The 17,571-nt window shown below is 42.2% G+C and carries 18 protein-coding genes and 1 pseudogene; 17 read left to right on the top strand and 2 right to left on the bottom strand.

Features of this window, described 5'->3' with window-relative positions; genetic code table 11:
- Window positions 1–26 precede the first annotated feature (26 nt).
- Window positions 27–1,133: an adenylate kinase gene (locus EO132_RS15140; protein ID WP_127138664.1), complete on the bottom strand. Its 1,107-nt coding sequence runs from the start codon at window positions 1,131–1,133 to the stop codon at window positions 27–29.
- A 118-nt stretch (window positions 1,134–1,251) separates the two neighbouring features.
- Here EO132_RS15140 and EO132_RS15135 point away from each other — a divergent pair, with 118 nt between their 5' ends.
- The 8 genes from EO132_RS15135 to EO132_RS15100 all read left to right on the top strand — a co-directional run bounded on the left by EO132_RS15135 (window position 1,252) and on the right by EO132_RS15100 (window position 8,736).
- Complete coding sequence (locus EO132_RS15135) at window positions 1,252–2,406, top strand: 5-(carboxyamino)imidazole ribonucleotide synthase (RefSeq protein WP_127138663.1); 1,155 nt, start codon at window positions 1,252–1,254, stop codon at window positions 2,404–2,406.
- A 3-nt stretch (window positions 2,407–2,409) separates the two neighbouring features.
- Entirely contained in the window at window positions 2,410–2,901 is a 492-nt protein-coding gene (gene purE, locus EO132_RS15130) for a 5-(carboxyamino)imidazole ribonucleotide mutase (RefSeq protein ID WP_127138662.1), read from the top strand.
- A gap of 17 nt (window positions 2,902–2,918) precedes the next feature.
- Window positions 2,919–3,320: a hypothetical protein gene (locus tag EO132_RS15125; protein WP_127138661.1), complete on the top strand. Its 402-nt coding sequence runs from the start codon at window positions 2,919–2,921 to the stop codon at window positions 3,318–3,320.
- Window positions 3,317–5,332 carry a M3 family metallopeptidase gene (locus tag EO132_RS15120; protein WP_127138660.1) on the top strand — a complete coding sequence of 672 codons (2,016 nt, stop codon included), beginning with the start codon at window positions 3,317–3,319 and terminating at the stop codon, window positions 5,330–5,332. Before EO132_RS15125 ends, EO132_RS15120 begins: the two co-directional genes overlap by 4 nt.
- A gap of 140 nt (window positions 5,333–5,472) precedes the next feature.
- Window positions 5,473–7,332, top strand: coding sequence for a PAS domain-containing sensor histidine kinase (locus EO132_RS15115; RefSeq protein WP_127138659.1), 1,860 nt, complete (start codon window positions 5,473–5,475; stop codon window positions 7,330–7,332).
- Window positions 7,333–7,344: 12 nt separating this feature from the next.
- On the top strand, window positions 7,345–7,740 hold the full coding sequence (locus EO132_RS15110; protein ID WP_127138658.1) for a response regulator: 396 nt from the start codon (window positions 7,345–7,347) through the stop codon (window positions 7,738–7,740).
- Window positions 7,741–7,949: 209 nt separating this feature from the next.
- Window positions 7,950–8,504 carry a sigma-70 family RNA polymerase sigma factor gene (locus EO132_RS15105; protein ID WP_127138657.1) on the top strand — a complete coding sequence of 185 codons (555 nt, stop codon included), beginning with the start codon at window positions 7,950–7,952 and terminating at the stop codon, window positions 8,502–8,504.
- Between the two features lies 1 nt (window position 8,505).
- Window positions 8,506–8,736: a hypothetical protein gene (locus EO132_RS15100; RefSeq protein ID WP_127138656.1), complete on the top strand. Its 231-nt coding sequence runs from the start codon at window positions 8,506–8,508 to the stop codon at window positions 8,734–8,736.
- Here EO132_RS15100 and EO132_RS15095 read toward each other — a convergent pair.
- Window positions 8,733–9,557 carry a UbiA prenyltransferase family protein gene (locus EO132_RS15095; protein WP_127138655.1) on the bottom strand — a complete coding sequence of 275 codons (825 nt, stop codon included), beginning with the start codon at window positions 9,555–9,557 and terminating at the stop codon, window positions 8,733–8,735. The genes EO132_RS15100 and EO132_RS15095 overlap by 4 nt on opposite strands.
- 125 nt (window positions 9,558–9,682) lie before the next feature.
- Here EO132_RS15095 and gcvP point away from each other — a divergent pair, with 125 nt between their 5' ends.
- The 9 genes and pseudogenes from gcvP (at window position 9,683) to EO132_RS19785 (ending at window position 17,568) form a co-directional block, all read left to right on the top strand.
- Window positions 9,683–12,535 carry an aminomethyl-transferring glycine dehydrogenase gene (gcvP, locus tag EO132_RS15090; protein WP_127138654.1) on the top strand — a complete coding sequence of 951 codons (2,853 nt, stop codon included), beginning with the start codon at window positions 9,683–9,685 and terminating at the stop codon, window positions 12,533–12,535.
- A 169-nt stretch (window positions 12,536–12,704) separates the two neighbouring features.
- Window positions 12,705–13,763 carry a 3-oxoacyl-ACP synthase III family protein gene (locus EO132_RS15085; protein WP_127138653.1) on the top strand — a complete coding sequence of 353 codons (1,059 nt, stop codon included), beginning with the start codon at window positions 12,705–12,707 and terminating at the stop codon, window positions 13,761–13,763.
- Between the two features lie 366 nt (window positions 13,764–14,129).
- A complete protein-coding gene (locus EO132_RS15080; RefSeq protein WP_127138652.1) occupies window positions 14,130–14,654 on the top strand; it encodes a class I SAM-dependent methyltransferase in 525 nt (174 codons plus the stop codon).
- Window positions 14,655–14,980: 326 nt separating this feature from the next.
- Window positions 14,981–15,823 carry a glycosyltransferase family 2 protein gene (locus EO132_RS15075; protein ID WP_127138651.1) on the top strand — a complete coding sequence of 281 codons (843 nt, stop codon included), beginning with the start codon at window positions 14,981–14,983 and terminating at the stop codon, window positions 15,821–15,823.
- Between the two features lie 260 nt (window positions 15,824–16,083).
- Window positions 16,084–16,299 (top strand): hypothetical protein, encoded by a 216-nt coding sequence (locus EO132_RS15070; protein ID WP_127138650.1) that lies wholly within the window; start codon window positions 16,084–16,086, stop codon window positions 16,297–16,299.
- Between the two features lie 234 nt (window positions 16,300–16,533).
- Window positions 16,534–16,857, top strand: a complete 324-nt coding sequence (locus EO132_RS15065; protein WP_127138649.1) for a hypothetical protein — start codon at window positions 16,534–16,536, stop codon at window positions 16,855–16,857.
- Window positions 16,858–16,908: 51 nt separating this feature from the next.
- Window positions 16,909–17,112 (top strand): MopE-related protein, encoded by a 204-nt coding sequence (locus tag EO132_RS15060; RefSeq protein ID WP_127138648.1) that lies wholly within the window; start codon window positions 16,909–16,911, stop codon window positions 17,110–17,112.
- A gap of 51 nt (window positions 17,113–17,163) precedes the next feature.
- Window positions 17,164–17,226: pseudogene (locus EO132_RS19790) on the top strand (hypothetical protein); the annotation flags it as partial.
- Window positions 17,212–17,568, top strand: coding sequence for a T9SS type A sorting domain-containing protein (locus tag EO132_RS19785; protein ID WP_205780374.1), 357 nt, complete (start codon window positions 17,212–17,214; stop codon window positions 17,566–17,568). The pseudogene EO132_RS19790 and the gene EO132_RS19785, both read left to right, overlap by 15 nt.
- The last annotated feature ends 3 nt before the right edge of the window (window positions 17,569–17,571 follow it).

The following is a 17,571-nucleotide window of genomic DNA, read 5'->3' as shown; positions in this document are numbered from 1 at the left end:
TATAAAAAAGTCTTTGTGGAAACCAATTATAGGGAGTCTATTACCTTGCTCAAACGCTGGGTAATCTCATCGATTCCACCTATTCCGTTTACGGAGTGGAATTTTCCTTGCTCCTCGTAGTAAGCCTTCAACGGAGCGGTTTTTTGATTGTATTCATCAAAACGGTTACGAATCTTGCTCTCGTCCTGATCATCAGAACGTCCGCTACTTTTGCCCCGTTCCAAAAGGCGCTCCACCAGAATATCATCTTCGGCTTCCAAGGCGATGGTTGCATTTACCTTCATATCCTTGGATTCCAAGAAATTGTCCAATGCCTCTGCCTGTGCCGCCGTACGCGGAAATCCATCAAAAATAAAACCTGCTGCATCCGGATTTTTCTCCACTTCGGATTTCAGCATATCAATGGTTACCTCATCAGGAACCAAATCCCCTTTATCGATATAGGACTTGGCCAACTTACCAAGATCGGTTCCATTTTTAATATTGTACCGGAAAACATCCCCTGTGGAAATGTGTTTCAAGTTATACTTTTCCTTTAGGAACCCCGCTTGGGTACCTTTTCCTGCTCCTGGCTTTCCAAAAAGCACTAGGTTGATCATATCTGTTTGATTTAATTGGTAAACTTCTCTAAGATTTCGGCCCAGCTCGTTATAATCCAGCCCATATCCGACGATGAAATGATCGGGAATCTCCAGGCCCACATAGTCGATGGCGTATTCACCATTGTAAATATCGGACTTGTAAAACAACGTTCCGATCTTAAACTCTTTTACATTGGTATTGGAAAACAAATGCACCAATTGTTTCAAAGTACGCCCGGTATCCACAACATCCTCCAAAATAATAACGCTCTTTCCCTCTATATCCTCCGGAACGTCCAAAAGGGTCTCCACAATGCCTGTTGAGGTCAATCCTTGATATGAACTCAGCCTTACAAAAGACACCTCGCAAGGGTGCTGGTATGCCTTCAAAAAATCGGCCACGAACATAAACGCACCATTGAGCACTCCAACAAAAATCGGTGTTTCGTCCTTATAATCCGCGGCAATCTCCTTCGCCATTTTATCAATGGCAGCAAGGATTTGTTCTTCCTTTAAATACGGCTTAAAAAATTTGTCGTGAAGCTTGATCAATGTGTTCGAGTTATGGTCAGGTTGGCAAAGATAATATTTTTAAAGCTGCTAAGCCGTTACATCTTTTATACCCTCGTGGATTTCATGTATTTTTGCTGACATTCAATTTACAAATCAAATGCAATTTTTCTCTTCCGACTTTAAACTGGGAATTTTAGGTGGTGGACAACTGGGCAAAATGATGCTCTACGAAACCCGAAAATGGGACATACAGACCAAAGTGATGGATGCTTCGGCCGAAGCCCCATGCAAAATAGCCTGCGACGAGTTTGTGCAAGGCAGTTTGATGGATTTTGACACCGTTTATGCTTTTGGAAAAGATGTGGATGTACTTACCATCGAGATTGAAAACGTAAACGTGGATGCCCTCGAAAAACTGGAACACGAAGGAATAACGGTATATCCTCCGACCAAAACCTTGAGGACCATTCAGAACAAAGCCGTTCAAAAATTGTTCTATACCGACCACGGTATTCCCACAGCTCCGTTTACGCGATTTGCCTACACCTCGGAAATTGAGGACAGCATAAACAATGGTGGTCTTTCCTTACCATTTGTTTGGAAAAGTGCCCAGTTCGGGTATGATGGTCAAGGCGTAAAAGTCGTCCGTAAAATGGATGACCTTAAAGACTTACCCAATGTGGAGTGCATTGCCGAAAAAATGATCGATTTTAAAAATGAACTGGCCGTTGTGGTAGCAAGGAACGACAAGGGCGAGGTAAAAACATACCCCGTGGTGGAAATGGAGTTTCATCCTGAGGCCAATCAGGTGGAATATGTTATCTGTCCCGCACGAATTGATGATGCCGTAGCCAAAAAGGCCCAAGAAGTGGCCTTAAAGGTTTCCGAACACATGAAACACGTTGGATTATTGGCCGTGGAAATGTTTCAGACCAAGGACGACCAAATTTTGGTCAATGAATCCGCGCCAAGGCCACACAATAGCGGACATTATAGCATTGAAGCAGCATACACCAACCAATTTGAGCAACATATCCGAGCCATTTTAGGCTTGCCGCTTGGAAAAACGGACAGCAAAGTAGCTGGAATTATGGTTAACTTGGTAGGTGCCGAAGGGCATACGGGCGATGTGGTGTATGAAAACATCGGGAAAATATTGGAGATGGATGGGGTCACTCCGCACATTTATGGCAAAAAACAGACCCGTCCGTTTCGTAAAATGGGCCATGTGACCATTGTGGACGAAAATATGGCCAGGGCCAGAGAGGTGGCCCAGCAGGTAAAAGAAACCATTAAAGTGATAAGCAAATAAGATATGAGCAAAGTAGCCGTGATTATGGGAAGCACCAGTGATCTTCCCGTTATGCAAGACGCCATCGATATATTAAAGGAATTGGGAGTGGATGTGGATGTGGACATTGTGTCCGCCCATAGAACACCCGAAAAATTGTTCAGCTTTAGCAAGAGTGCGCACACCAATGGTTATTCCGCCATTATCGCAGGAGCGGGAGGAGCAGCACATTTACCAGGGATGGTGGCATCCCTATCTCCGTTGCCTGTAATTGGCGTTCCCGTAAAAAGCAGCAATTCCATTGATGGTTGGGACTCGGTACTTTCCATTTTGCAAATGCCCGGAGGGGTTCCTGTGGCCACAGTAGCTCTGAACGGGGCCAAAAATGCAGGAATTCTTGCAGCACAGATCATTGGAAGTTCCAACAAAGAAATTATGGACAATATTATTTCTTATAAAGAAGGCCTCAAGGAAAAAGTAATCAAAGGCGCTGAAGAGGTCAAGAAATCCTTTTAAAAAATCATTTTTTGATTATGAACTATAATCAAATCGGCATTTTGTTAGGCATTTGTGGCATTGCCTTTTTAGGGTTCACGCTGAAAAAAGTAGGCAACCCCTATGTAAAAGGACTCTGGAAGAGTGGCCTTTTAGTTTTTACCCTTTATGCCGCCCTTCTAATTTATATTGAAATACAATGGCAATTCATTTCGGATTATGCCAGTAAATATGATTTAAACGGAAACGGTTTTGTGGACCTCAATGAATATTCGGAAGAGGCCATTGCCGCCATGAACAAAAAAACCTACGGTTCGACTGTTCGGGCATATGCCCCATTGACAATGGCCGCGATTTCATCCATTATAGGTTTTGCTTATTTATTGAGTGATTGGGCCGTGATACGTTTAAAAAACAAAGAACAGAAGCAACAACTATGAACAACCCATTATCGGAGCCCTTTAATCAAGTTCCATTTTCAAAAATAAAGAACGAACATTTTAAGCCTGCTTTTCTTCAGGCCATCGAGGATACCAAAAAGGAAATCGATGATATTGTGAACAATCCAGCACCGCCCACCTTTGAAAATACCTTGGAGGCCTTGGATTTTTCCGGACAACAATTGGACCGTATATCCAGTGTCTTTTTCAATCTGAATTCGGCAGAGACCAATGAGGAAATCCAAAAAATAGCCCAGGAAGTTTCGCCGCTATTATCGGAGTTCAGCAATGACATCACGTTAAACGAAGGGCTCTTTGCCCGCGTTAAAACAGTTTATGAGCAACGCGATTCGTTAGACCTCACAAAAGAACAGCAAACCCTTCTCGAAAAGAAATATAAAAACTTCAGTAGAAACGGGGCCAACTTAAAGGAAGAGAACAAAAAACGTCTCCGGGAAATTGATGCCGAGCTATCCAAGTTGAAGCTCACATTTGGAGAAAATGTGTTGGCCGAGACCAATAAGTACGAAATGCTGCTCACAGATGAAAAAGATGTGGAAGGTCTTCCGGAAGGCACTAAAGAAGCAGCTGCCCAACTGGCGGAATCCAAAGGCAAGGAAGGCTGGTTGATCACTTTGGACTACCCGAGCTACATCCCTTTTATGAAATATGCCCAGAACAGGGAATTGCGCAAAGAACTTTCCTTGGCTTTTGGCAGCAAAGGGTTTCACAATGATGAACTGGACAACCAAGAAAACGTAAAACGGATTGTGAACCTACGTCACGAAAGAGCCAATCTTTTGGGATATAAAACCCATGCCGATTTTGTTCTGGAAGAGCGTATGGCAGAGACCCCTGAAAAAGTACTTGACTTCCTGAACGAACTTTTAGAGAAAGCCAAACCAGCTGCCGAACGTGAATTTGCCGAGCTGGAAGCCTATGCCAAGGAACTGGACAACATTGACCGTTTGGAAAAATGGGACAGTGCCTATTATTCTGAAAAGTTGAAGCAAAAGCTGTTCAATTTGGATGATGAAAAACTGAAGCCCTATTTTAAACTGGAAAATGTGATAAACGGGGTGTTCCAAGTTGCGGAAAAACTCTTTGGACTCACATTTAAAGAAGTGGACAACATTGACAAATACAACGAAGAAGTCAAAACCTTTGAAGTTTATGAAAATGACAACTTCATATCACTCTTTTATGCCGACTTCCACCCGAGACCCGGAAAACGTGGCGGTGCTTGGATGACCTCCTACAAACCACAATATACGTTGGGCGATAAAAACAGCAGGCCACATATTTCCAATGTGTGCAATTTTACCAGACCAACGAGCTCAAAACCATCTTTGCTCACTTTCAACGAAGTGACCACACTTTTTCATGAATTCGGGCATGCTTTGCATGGGATGCTGGCCAACACCACCTATCCTAGCCTATCAGGAACTTCGGTATATTGGGATTTTGTTGAACTGCCCAGCCAAGTGATGGAAAACTGGTGTTATGAGAAAGAGGCCTTGGAACTTTTTGCACATCATTACGAAACAGGGGAGTTGATTCCCATGGAATTAGTGGAAAGAATAAAGGAATCCGCCACTTTTCAAGAGGGCATGGCCACGGTTCGACAACTTAGCTTTGGATTATTGGACATGGCCTGGCACGGGAAAGACCCATCGGCCATCAAAGATGTAAAAGCTTACGAAACAGAAGCTTTTGAAAGCACCAATCTGTTCCCAGAAACACCGGAAACTTGTATGAGCACCTCTTTCGCCCACATTTTTCAGGGTGGATATGCATCCGGCTACTACAGTTACAAATGGGCCGAAGTATTGGATGCGGATGCCTTTGCCTATTTCAAGGAAAATGGGATTTTCAGTAAAATGGTTGCAGACAAATTCAAGGAAAATGTACTTTCCAAAGGAGGTACGGAAAACCCAATGGACCTATATAAAAAATTCAGGGGAGCCGAACCGAATATTGATGCCTTATTGAAACGTGCAGGGCTGATTTGAAATACTTTTGTGAAAATAAAATTTAACATTGGCTGAAAAAACATACTGATTTTCACTATCTTTTTGAATTCAAATCAACCTTTACCGTGCTCATAAATGATCCAGAACCCCTCTTTTTTGTATAACCCATCCGAAAGCACATGAAAAATTGGGACAATCAGGACTTCAAGTCCGTGAGTTTGTTTAAGGAAACCATCAAGCTTGCCAAAATCGGCCTTTATGAACTTGATGTTCCATCCAATAAAATCTATTGGAGCGATGTTACCAAACAAATTGTCCAAGTGGCCGACGACTTTGTCCCGACAATGGAAAGCATCAGCCCTTTTTTCAACGAAGGATATTATAAGGATCTGGCCAAAGATGCAATGCAAAATGCATTGGAAAATGGGGATACCTATGATCTAGATCTCGAGGTTCTAACAGCTAAAGGCAATGTCCGGTACGTCCGTAATGTGGGATACCCACAAATGGTAAATGGAAGTTGTGTTAAGATAGTTGGGTTTCTTCAAGACATTACAGAAAGAAAGCTGACCAAAATTGAGCTCACCAAAAAAATTCAGCAATTAAGCCTTGCAGAACAGTTATCCCAAATTGGATATTGGGAGTGGGACATCCTAAAGGATGAAATCATGTGGTCCGATAACCTATATCGGATTTTTGATATGGAGGTTGGCACACCGATTAATTTCGAACGCGTCATTTCGGCAATTCATCCCGATGATCGACAAATGTTCCGTGAAAATGCCGAAGAAATCATTGCGGAAAAAAGATTTCGGAAATTCATGCACCGCATCATATACAAAGACGACAGCATCCATACCGTTGAGTTGATGGGCGAACTCATTACCAACAAAAAGGGTGAGGTGGTAAAAATAATCGGGACCACACAGGACATTACAGAGCATCGCATGTCTGAGATCAAATTCAGGGGATTATTGGATTCCGCTCCGGACACCATGGTTATCGTTGACCAAAACGGTATCATTCAATTAATCAACAAGCAAGCGGAAAAAATGTTTGGATACAAATCAGCGGAATTAATCGACCAACACGTGACCAAGCTTGTTCCCAATCGGCTTTGGGATACCATGGAGTATTATGCCAATGCTTTTTTCAAAGCTCCAAAACACACAGGGCTTCCTTCGGACCTCGACTTTTTTGTACATAACAAATCTGGTTTCCAAATACCCGTTCAAGTAACGCTAAGCCCCCTTAAAACTTCCGAAGGCCTTCTTGTTTCCATTGCACTTAGGGACATGACGATTCAAAAACAGGCGGCCCACAGGATAATGGAAACCAATAAAAGCCTAAAAGAATCCGCAACACGACTCAAGGCCCAAAACCGTCAACTGGAGGAGTTCAATCAAATCACCTCACATAATCTTAGGTCTCCTGTCAGTAATCTCAAGGCACTTCTCGACATCTACAAAACGGAAAGTGATGCCGGAACAAAAGAAATGATCATTGACAAGATGGAATCGGTAACCAACCACCTTACTTGGACTTTGGACACGTTGGTGGAATCTTTGCTCATCAAAAAAAATTCACAGCATTCTCTGGAAAAAAGCTATTTTGAGGAAATTTTGAAAAAGACCGAAGAAATGCTAGCAGCAGAAATCTCAAAAACCAATGCAACCATAGCTTATGATTTTTCTGAAGCACCAAGTGCCATGTACAACAAAGTCTATTTAGAAAGTATTTTTCTTAATTTGATAAGCAATTCCCTAAAGTACAAGGCGGAAAACAGGGACCCGGAAATTTTTGTGCAGTCCACAATCAATGAAGGCATTGTACAACTGGAGTTTCGGGACAATGGGTTGGGAATCGACTTAAAAAAGAATGGCCACAAACTGTTTGGGTTCAGTAAAGTTTTCCATAGGAACAAAGATGCCAAAGGCGTTGGTTTATTTTTGACCAAAGCTCAAGTGGATGCCATGGGAGGTAAAATTTGGGCCACTAGTGAAGAAGGCAAGGGAACTTCATTTTTTATAAACTTATAATCAAAGATAATTATGAAACCAATCAATGTCTTTGTTGTTGATGATGATGATATCTATCAATTTACCATTGGAGTAACCCTTAAAAGTATTCCTCAGGTAGGTTCCATAATTACATTTTGTAATGGTGCCGAGGCCTTGGAGCATATTTTAGCCCATCAAAATGAAGAGGATGAACTTCCAGATATTATATTTTTGGATATCAACATGCCCGTAATGGATGGTTTTCAATTTATGGAAGAATTCAATGAGATCCTTCCCAAATTGAACAAAAACATCAAAGTATACATGGTTTCCTCTTCCATGGACCCCAAGGACATGAAAAAGGCGAAGAGAATCGATGAAATATCGGACTATCTCGTAAAGCCCTTAAACTCTAAAGATATCAAGGAAATCCTGACAAAAATGTAATAGGAGAACCCTTTGGGGCAGCAAAAAGACCTTAGAACAGCAACAGAATTATTGGTGTTGTTAGAGACTCTTTTTGACTTAAAAATTCAAAAATCCATGTTAAACCATTGCCACGGTGTTAGGTTAGCATCTTTTGAGCGTCCAATCCATTTTCAACTATGGGTTTAGATGTTCAAAAAACCATTACATTTGGTAATTCGAAAGGAATAATGGCCAAACACAAACTTCAACCAGACAATTGGGTAGACCTATACGCTGATTACCTGTTCAACTACGCAGTTTCTCGTGTGAGCGATGCTGAAATTGCAAAAGATTTGGTGCAGGAAACCTTTTTCGCAGGTCTCAACTCAGCCAAAAATTTTAAAGGAGATGCCGCCGAGCGTACTTGGCTGGTATCCATACTCAAGAGAAAGGTAATCGATCATTACCGGAAAATAAACTCCAAAAAGGGAAAAGCAGAGGTTCGGATGAACTACAGCTTGGATTCCGATGCTGAAGGAGATTGGATGGAACAACAAGTGGCCGACCCGTACAGCAAAGATGGCGACAACGTCCTTGAAAACGAAGAATTGGGTTCCGCCATACAGGATTGCATCACAAAGTTACCGCAAAAACAAGCTTTGGTTTTTAAGTTGAAAACCATTCAGGGAATGAGCACTGAGGATGTTTGTAATGAACTGGACATAAATCCGTCCAACCTGTGGGTAATGATCCATAGGGCAAGAACGGCACTCATGGGTTGTTTAAATGAAAATTGGTTTTAGTATGAAGATTTCATGTAAAGAGGCATCGGGCATTTGCGATAAATCCCAATACAAGGAAGCAAGTTGGTGGGAAATACTAAAGCTTCGCATCCATTTGACGTATTGTAAAGTATGTCAAGGGTATTCCAAGAAGAATAGTGAACTTACCTCATTGTGCGACAGAGCTGGATTGACCATGCTATCTGAAGAGGACAAGAAAAAAATGAAACGCGATCTCGAAGAAAAACGCTAAATGTAGTTTTCTGCAATCCAGAATAGACAAAACCAAAAAATAGGGATTGCCTCCACCCAAAACATCACGAAATATTTAGATTGCAGCTTTTTATTGGAAAGCAAAACGAAAATTAGGGCCATACACAATATAGCTCTCAGTAGCGTTTCCAGTTGATTCAATTCATCCTTCAAAAAGGTCAACAGAAAAAAAACAAGGGCCAAACCTATACCCAATCGCTTGGTATTTTTGGCTCCCAATACCTGTGGCAAAGTCCTTAAACTTTTATCATCCCACTCCATATCCCTTATTTCAAAAGGAAGAATCAGTATCAAAACCAACAACATGCGCTGGATAAAGGTTACGGCAAAATCCCAATCCAAGGTCATTTTTGCATCCAGCACGGGCAACAAAACCGAAAAACCAGCCCAAACAAAAGCCACTATATAAATTTTGAGCCCTGCCAAGTTCCTTAGGTTTTTGGCCCGAGGCAACAATGGAACAGCATATAAAGCGGACAACACACCTAAAACAAGGGTTGCCACCCAGATTTCTTCATCCAACCGCAGCAAAAAATAAATAGCAAAAGCAAAGGAAACAAAGCTGAATATTTGAATGATTTTGTGATAGGCATTGGATACAATCAGGTATTTATAGGCCTCTACCCCATATTTGATGAAATTGTAGCAAACAATCACACTAAAAAAGATAAAACCCAACAAGTCGATATCAGACGAACTCCCCAACAAATGAAACGTGACACCAGCCATGGAAATAACCGCAACGGCCACGTGAATACTGGCATCCAAATAAAAATCAAAAATAGCTTTCAGGGTTCGCATAGGGTAAAATCCAATCGCTTCAACCAAAGGTTAACTTGTGGTTAACAACTTTGGTTCAGAGACCTTCAAAATTGACCATTTTCATTGAATTAATCCCTAATTTTGTGCACTTTATTGGATTGAACATGAACACAGAGGTTTTTGCTGCCAGACACATTGGCATCACAGAGAGAGACTTGCCCCATATGCTCCAAACCATTGGGGTGGAAAACATCGAACAACTCATTTATGAGACCATTCCCGATGACATCAAATTGAAAAAACCATTGGACCTTCCCGAAGGCATCAGCGAACATGAGTTCCTGAGCCACCTGAACGAACTGGCCAAGAAAAATAAGGTTTTCAAAACCTACATCGGATTGGGATACCATGAATCCCTAACACCATCGGTCATCAAAAGGAACATTTTGGAAAACCCGGGATGGTATACCGCCTACACCCCCTACCAAGCAGAGATTGCCCAAGGTAGATTAGAGGCCCTTTTGAATTTCCAAACGATGCTAAGTGACCTTACCGGGATGGAAATCGCCAATGCGTCACTTTTGGATGAAAGTACCGCTGCAGCCGAGGCCATGAGCATGTTATTTGAGCTGCGCAGCCGAGAGCAAAAAAAGGATAATGTTGTAAAGTTCTTCGCATCAGAAGAAATACTTCCCCAAACCTTGAGCTTGCTAAAAACACGTGCTATACCTTTAGGTATAGAATTGGTTGTGGGGAATCACGAAGATTTTGGCTTCTCCAGTGAATTTTATGGTGCACTGTTGCAATACCCTGGGAAGTACGGTCAAGTCAATGACTACGAATCCTTTGTGGAAAAAGCCAAGGAAAACGATATAAAAGTGGCAGTTGCCGCTGATATTTTAAGCTTGGTTATGCTTACCCCTCCTGGAGAATGGGGCGTGGATGCCGTGGTGGGAACCACACAACGTTTTGGGATTCCCTTAGGTTATGGTGGACCACACGCCGCATATTTTGCTACAAAAGAAGCATACAAAAGAAATATTCCAGGTCGTATTATCGGAATCACTAAAGATACCGATGGCAACCCTGCTTTACGTATGGCGCTTCAAACTAGGGAGCAACACATAAAAAGAGCCAAAGCAACTTCCAATATATGTACCGCCCAAGTGCTCTTGGCGGTCATGGCTGGAATGTACGCCGTTTACCATGGCCCTGAAGGTTTGAAGTATATCGCCAATAAAGTGCACAACAACACCAAAAAGTTGGCTAAAGCATTGGAAGCTCACGGATTTGAACAATTGAACAGTGCTTACTTCGACACCGTTCAGGTTAAGGTTAAAAATAGGAAGCAACTTAAAAAAGTAGCTGAAAGTAAAAGCATCAATCTGTTCTATATTGATGATACCACCGTATCCATTTCATTGAACGAAGCTGTTTCCGAAGCAGATTTGAACACGTTGGTTTCTTGCTTTGTGGAGTCACATGATCTGGATGAAAAATCCATCGAAGGAATGGATTTGGATCCAGTGATTCCGACTTCACTCCAGCGACAATCTCCATTTATGGAACACCCCGTGTTCAATTCCTATCATTCCGAGACCGAACTGATGCGTTACATCAAAAAATTGGAGCGCAAGGATTTGGCATTGAACCAATCGATGATCTCTTTGGGAAGTTGTACCATGAAGCTGAACGCAGCTTCCGAAATGTTGCCATTGAGCTGGGGCGAATGGGGCAACATCCATCCATTTGTACCATTGAACCAAGCCGAAGGCTATCAAGAGGTCTTAAAAGCATTGGAAGAACAATTGAACGTGATAACCGGATTTTCCGCCACTTCCCTTCAGCCTAACTCAGGTGCTCAAGGAGAATATGCCGGTTTGATGGTCATCCGAGCCTACCATGAATCCAGAGGCGAAGAACACCGGGACATTTGTTTGATTCCAGCTTCGGCACACGGTACCAATCCAGCCTCGGCAGTGATGGCAGGCATGAAAGTCGTTGTGACCAAAACCGACGAAAAAGGAAATATTGATTTGGATGACCTGCAAGAAAAGGCAGAAAAGCATGCCGATAATCTTGCTGCATTGATGGTCACTTACCCTTCCACGCACGGTGTTTTTGAATCATCCATCAAGCAAATCACAAAATTGATTCACGATAATGGCGGGCAAGTCTACATGGACGGTGCCAATATGAATGCCCAGGTAGGATTGACCAATCCCGCGACCATTGGGGCCGATGTTTGCCACTTGAACCTGCACAAGACCTTTGCCATCCCACACGGAGGCGGAGGCCCGGGCGTAGGACCTATTTGTGTTGCAGAGCAATTAAAGCCATTTCTGCCCACCAACCCAGTAATTCCAACCGGAGGAGAAAATGCGATTACCGCTATTTCATCCGCACCTTGGGGAAGCTCTTTGGTATGTTTGATTTCCTATGGATATATTAAAATGCTGGGAGCTGAAGGGCTTACCAATGCGACCAAAGGTGCCATTCTGAACGCGAATTACATCAAAGACCGCTTAAAAGGTAAGTTTGATGTACTCTACGCGGGTGAGCGAGGACGTGCAGCCCACGAAATGATCGTTGACTGTAGACCTTTCAAAGCAAATGGCATAGAAGTTACCGATATTGCGAAGCGCCTTATCGACTACGGATTCCACGCACCTACGGTATCCTTCCCTGTTGCTGGAACCTTGATGATAGAGCCCACGGAAAGCGAGAGCCGAGCGGAACTTGATCGTTTTTGCGATGCATTATTGTCCATTCGAGAGGAAATTGACGAAGCTTCAGCGGATGAAACGGACAATGTGCTGAAAAATGCACCACACACCTTGGCGATGCTCACCAGCGACTCATGGGAGCATCCCTATAGCAGGGAAAAAGCAGCTTTCCCATTACCGTATGTTGCAGAAAACAAATTTTGGCCAAGTATCCGAAGAACAGACGAAGCGTTTGGGGATCGTAATTTAATGTGCTCCTGCGCTCCAATTGAAGATTACGTAGAGGCCTAAAAACCATTATAAACATTGATAAAAAGCCTTGATTCTATAATAAGATCAAGGCTTTTTTCGTATCCTGCATTATATAGGTTACCTTTTGGACATTGTATAATTTATTATGCATGCATAATATCAACGGTTCAATATCTTAACTTGTATTGATTAATAACCTCTGCGCAACATGAAAATCGGTATAACAGGCACAGGAAGTCACATCCCTTCCATAATTACCAAAAACGAAGATTTTTTAAATCATGAGTTTATGGAAACCGATGGGTCGTCCTTTGAACAACAGAACAATGTGATCATTGAAAAATTCGAGGCCATAACGGGCATTGCCAATCGAAGGTACGCCAAACCCGATCTTAAAACATCGGACATTGGATTTTTAGCTGCTGAAGAAGCGATTGCAAGTGCCAAAGTGGATAAGGAGGAACTCGACTACATCATATTTGCCCATAATTTTGGCGATCTTACCCCTGGGAAAATCCAAGGGGATACTTTGCCCAGTCTCGCCACACGTGTCAAGCATTTATTGCGCATCAAAAATCCAAAATGTGTGGCCTACGATCTTATTTTTGGTTGTCCAGGTTGGATTGAAGGTATGATCCAAGCTACCGCTTTCATCAAAAGTGGTATGGCCAAAAAATGTTTGGTCATCGGAGGAGAAACACTCTCCAGAGTTGTAGACCCCCATGATCGGGACAGCATGATTTTTTCCGATGGTGCGGGAGCAGCCATACTAGAAGCCGACGCACCCAATGGTGAAATCTTATCCCATGCTTCGGTAACCTACGCTAATGAGGAAGCGTACTATCTGTATTTTGATAAATCAAACTGTCCTTCGGAACCCAAGGATACCCGATACATAAAAATGCAAGGGCGAAAAATCTACGAGTTCGCCTGTATCAATGTCCCCAAAGCCATGGCGAGCTGCCTTGATGACAGCGGTGTTGCCATAGAGAACGTTAAAAAGATATTCATCCATCAGGCCAACGAAAAAATGGACGAGGCCATTATCAAAAGGTTTTATAAGATTTACGGTAAACCTGTACCTGAAAATATCATGCCGATGAGCATACAGGATTTGGGGAATAGTTCCGTCGCCACCGTGCCCACCCTTTATGACATGGTCCTAAAAGGAAAACTACCCAATCATGAAGTAAAAAAAGGAGATGTGGTTATATTTGCCAGTGTTGGTGCGGGAATGAACGTTAATGCGATTGTTTACAGATGTTGAAATGCTTGAAAAAACAAGGTTAAGTATTAGGTTAAAGTGCAAAAACAAAGAGAAGAGAAACAAAAGCCAAGACTGAAGTCATGAGTTAAGAATTCAACGTTATTGGGTCATTGAGTACTGTACACCGATACTACCAACTAACTTCCCACGTTTCGACTTAAGTTTATCCTGGGCGTGGTTGAAGAGCCCGACATGACAAATCAAAACGGCATTCAACAAGAGTTTCGAGCAATTGGTGCAATTCGTGTCAAAAGTGAGAAGAAAAACATAGGCAGAGATCCAAAAATCAATACTCCAATAACTGAACAACCCAACAACATAAAAACTTATTTGGGATTTGTGGTTTGTTTTTTGGAATTTTAGCCCATGTACGAAAACAACTTTCCCAATAAGCGCTATAAACATACCTTAGCGTTCTTGAAAAAACATATTGACCCTTCGGAATCCATCTTGGACCTTGGGGTTGAAAATCCCTTTTCCGACATCATGAAGTCCAATGGTTATAACGTAACCAATACCACAGGAGAAGATTTGGACTTGGATTTTCAAAGTGTTACCCAGTCGGATGCCGATGTGGTGACCGCATTTGAGATTTTTGAGCATTTAGTCGCTCCATTGAACGTACTAAAGGAGGTAAAAGCGAATAAATTGGTAGCAAGCATCCCCATGCGATTGTGGTTTTCCCCAGCTTACCAAAGCAAAACCGACCCATGGGACCGCCATTATCACGAGTTCGAGGATTGGCAGTTTGATTGGCTTTTGGAAAAGGCAGGCTGGACCATCAAAGATTCCGCTAAATGGACCAACCCCACAAAAAAAATTGGAATACGCCCCATTCTCCGATATTTTACCAATCGCTATTATATCGTTTATGCTGAACGCGTGCCATAGAAAGGCGGTGGGGTAAAAGTTAAATGAAGTATAAGTTCAAGTATCAAGTACAAAAAAATAGAGAAGAGAAGCAAGAGCTAAGAATCAAGACCTCGGGCATCTGACTTCTGACAAGTTCAAATTCAAGTGCATCCGACTATGTTATTGGATTAATGAGCTATTCAGCTATTTCTGACATCGAGTATCTGACATCAAACCCAGGTTCAAGTTCAAACTCAAGTGTCAAGTTTTTAAAATCAAAGACTGGAATTTCTGCGAATCAAATACTAACTCCTAAACACAAAACTAATTTGGGATAAGTGCCCAGATTTTTGGAATTTTAGCCAATGCGCATCAGTATCGTTATCCCAGCTCACAATGAGGCTCCTTTTTTAAAGGATTGCTTGGATTCTTTTGTGGCCCAAACCTATTTGCCCAACGAGCTTATTGTGGTGGATGACAATTCTTCTGATAATACCTTCGACATTGCATCCAGCTATTCGAAAAAGTACGACTGGATAAAAGTTTTTCAGCGTAACTCCGCAGATGAGCATATCCCCGGGAAAAAAGTGGTGGATACTTTTAATTTTGGTTTGGCACACACTTCGGAATATGATCTCATAGGAAAGTTTGATGCGGATATCATTCTCCCAAACATTTATTTTGAACTCATTGTAAATCAATTTCAGGCCAATTGGAAACTAGGAATGTGCTCAGGACTCCTCTTCATCAAAAAGGAGGGCGAATGGATTTATGAGAACATTGCTGATAAAAACCACATTCGAGGTCCAATTAAGCTGTATCATAAAGCTTGCTTTAACAAAATAGGTGGTTTACGGCCCGGGGTTGGCTGGGACACGGTAGACACTCTTTTAGCCCAATACCATGATTTTGACATCTTGACCATTCCCGAACTCCAAGTGAAACATCTCCGTCCAACTGGACATGGGTACAGCTCCAAAAACTATCAATCCAAGGGTGTGGCGATGTACAAAATGGGTTACGGACTTGTACTCACTAAAATTGGTGTACTCAAAATGGCTTGGCAAGCCAAAAGTCCACGCTTATACTTTCAAGCCGTGTTGGGTTTCCTGAAAGCTTTATTCCAACAACAACCCAAATATGTTTCCAAAAAAGAGGGCAAATTCATCCGAAAATATCGCTGGAAAGGAATCAAATCCAAAATTTAAACACACAACAACTGTTCGACCATCAAACATTTTACACGTTATTTTCTATTAACGACAAAGAATGGACCTACATCCATTCCTCCATAGGGCTACACGCAAAGCAGCAAAGCAAATTCCGTCAATTCAAATGGGGCATTCATCAATTTTCATCATTGTATTACCCAACCTTTAGCCAACTTTATAAGTAGCAGCGTACCCAAAATTTTTTGTCCTAGATTAAACCTCAACATCAAAATAGGGTTCATAAAATGATTAAACCTATGAAACCTGACCTACAATTCTGGAAAAAGCTACTCATTTCCTTGGCTTTTGTGTCTTGTATACATATCGCTACAGCACAAATTCCAGGGCAAAGCTATTTTGATGATACCGGGTATGTGGAATACATCCATGGCAACTCCCCTGTTATCATTTCAGTTCCCCATGGCGGTCTTTTGCCACCAGATATCATACCTGACAGGAATTTCAATGGCTGAATTATTAAAAATGATACCTATACCCAAGAAACGGGAAGAGTCATAGCCGATGCCTATCATCAACAAAGAGGCTACTATCCTTTTGTAATCATCAACCTTTTAGAGCGGGCAAAGTTTGATGCCAATCGCCCAATCGATGAAGCTGCTGACGGAAACCCTACCATTGAAACAGCCTGGATCAATTACGAATCCGCAGCATCAATAATTGTTCAAGACTTTGGGAGAGGACTTTTCTTGGGCCTCCATGGACATGTTCATGAGGTGGAACCCGTGGTACTGGGTTACACTTTTACAGGTGCCGAACTTAGATTATCGGATGCCACATTGAACACCAACACCTACATCGGAAGAATTAGTATAAAGACATTGATAAATGATAACCAGAATTCATTAGCACATGTAGAACTTCTGATAGGCGAACTAAGTTTTGGGGCTTTACTACATGAAAAAGGCTATCCAACGGTGCCCAGTCCTACTGACCCTGCTCCAGATGAAAATGAGGATTATTTTAATGGAGGGTACAATACTTGGGTACATGGTTCAAGGTTAAACGCATAAGAAATAGATGGCATTCAAATTGAGGTCAATCATGACGTTAGATTTGATGAGATGGACAGAATTCTTTTTGCCGAAGCAAGCGCAACCAGTCTAGGACAATATTTGAGTTTACATTACGGAGTTGTTATTATCGACTTTGATGAAGATGGAACCATGTCAGATGTGGATTGTGACGACTTCGACCCAGATATCAAACCCAATGCGGAGGAGGTTCCCTATAAAGGTATCGATGATGACTGCGCCCCAAGCACTTAGGACGATGACCTAGATCAAAACGGATTTGACAATGCGGATGATTGTGATGACTCCAACTCTGACATCAATCCCGATGCGGAGGAGGTATTAGATAATCAAGTGGATGAAAATTGCGATGGCATCATTGAGGTCACATCGTCATCTGAGTCTGAGCCTGAGCCTGAGCCTGAGCCTGAGCCTGAGCCTGAGCCTGAGCCTGAGCCTGAGCCTGAGCAAAAGAACACAAACGAATTCATTATATACCCTAATCCAGCCAGCGAAAACCTATACATTGTAAAACCCCACAGTCATGATTTCAAAATTGAAATCTTTGATGTCAACCAACGTCAAGTTTTGAGTGAACGAAACCGGTCCACCTTTGACATTGCACGTCTATCTAACGGGATTTACTTTTTAGTATACAGTGATTTAGTAACTGGCAAGAGAACCGTTAAAAAGTGGGTTGTCTCCAAATGACGA

The organism is Flagellimonas oceanensis (assembly GCF_003992595.1).
Taxonomy (GTDB): Bacteria; Bacteroidota; Bacteroidia; order Flavobacteriales; family Flavobacteriaceae; genus Flagellimonas; species Flagellimonas oceanensis.
This window is presented reverse-complemented; position numbering and strand designations above follow the sequence as displayed.

What these genes read in the sequence shown, in the direction of transcription:
- EO132_RS15135 (WP_127138663.1), top strand. Translation starts at nt 1,252, where the DNA reads ATGCAATTTTTCTCTTCCGACTTTAAACTGGGAATTTTAGGTGGTGGA.
- purE (WP_127138662.1), top strand. Translation starts at nt 2,410, where the DNA reads ATGAGCAAAGTAGCCGTGATTATGGGAAGCACCAGTGATCTTCCCGTT.
- EO132_RS15125 (WP_127138661.1), top strand. Translation starts at nt 2,919, where the DNA reads ATGAACTATAATCAAATCGGCATTTTGTTAGGCATTTGTGGCATTGCC.
- EO132_RS15120 (WP_127138660.1), top strand. Translation starts at nt 3,317, where the DNA reads ATGAACAACCCATTATCGGAGCCCTTTAATCAAGTTCCATTTTCAAAA.
- EO132_RS15115 (WP_127138659.1), top strand. Translation starts at nt 5,473, where the DNA reads ATGAAAAATTGGGACAATCAGGACTTCAAGTCCGTGAGTTTGTTTAAG.
- EO132_RS15110 (WP_127138658.1), top strand. Translation starts at nt 7,345, where the DNA reads ATGAAACCAATCAATGTCTTTGTTGTTGATGATGATGATATCTATCAA.
- EO132_RS15105 (WP_127138657.1), top strand. Translation starts at nt 7,950, where the DNA reads ATGGCCAAACACAAACTTCAACCAGACAATTGGGTAGACCTATACGCT.
- EO132_RS15100 (WP_127138656.1), top strand. Translation starts at nt 8,506, where the DNA reads ATGAAGATTTCATGTAAAGAGGCATCGGGCATTTGCGATAAATCCCAA.
- EO132_RS15095 (WP_127138655.1), bottom strand. Translation starts at nt 9,557, where the DNA reads ATGCGAACCCTGAAAGCTATTTTTGATTTTTATTTGGATGCCAGTATT.
- gcvP (WP_127138654.1), top strand. Translation starts at nt 9,683, where the DNA reads ATGAACACAGAGGTTTTTGCTGCCAGACACATTGGCATCACAGAGAGA.
- EO132_RS15085 (WP_127138653.1), top strand. Translation starts at nt 12,705, where the DNA reads ATGAAAATCGGTATAACAGGCACAGGAAGTCACATCCCTTCCATAATT.
- EO132_RS15080 (WP_127138652.1), top strand. Translation starts at nt 14,130, where the DNA reads ATGTACGAAAACAACTTTCCCAATAAGCGCTATAAACATACCTTAGCG.
- EO132_RS15075 (WP_127138651.1), top strand. Translation starts at nt 14,981, where the DNA reads ATGCGCATCAGTATCGTTATCCCAGCTCACAATGAGGCTCCTTTTTTA.
- EO132_RS15070 (WP_127138650.1), top strand. Translation starts at nt 16,084, where the DNA reads ATGAAACCTGACCTACAATTCTGGAAAAAGCTACTCATTTCCTTGGCT.
- EO132_RS15060 (WP_127138648.1), top strand. Translation starts at nt 16,909, where the DNA reads ATGGACAGAATTCTTTTTGCCGAAGCAAGCGCAACCAGTCTAGGACAA.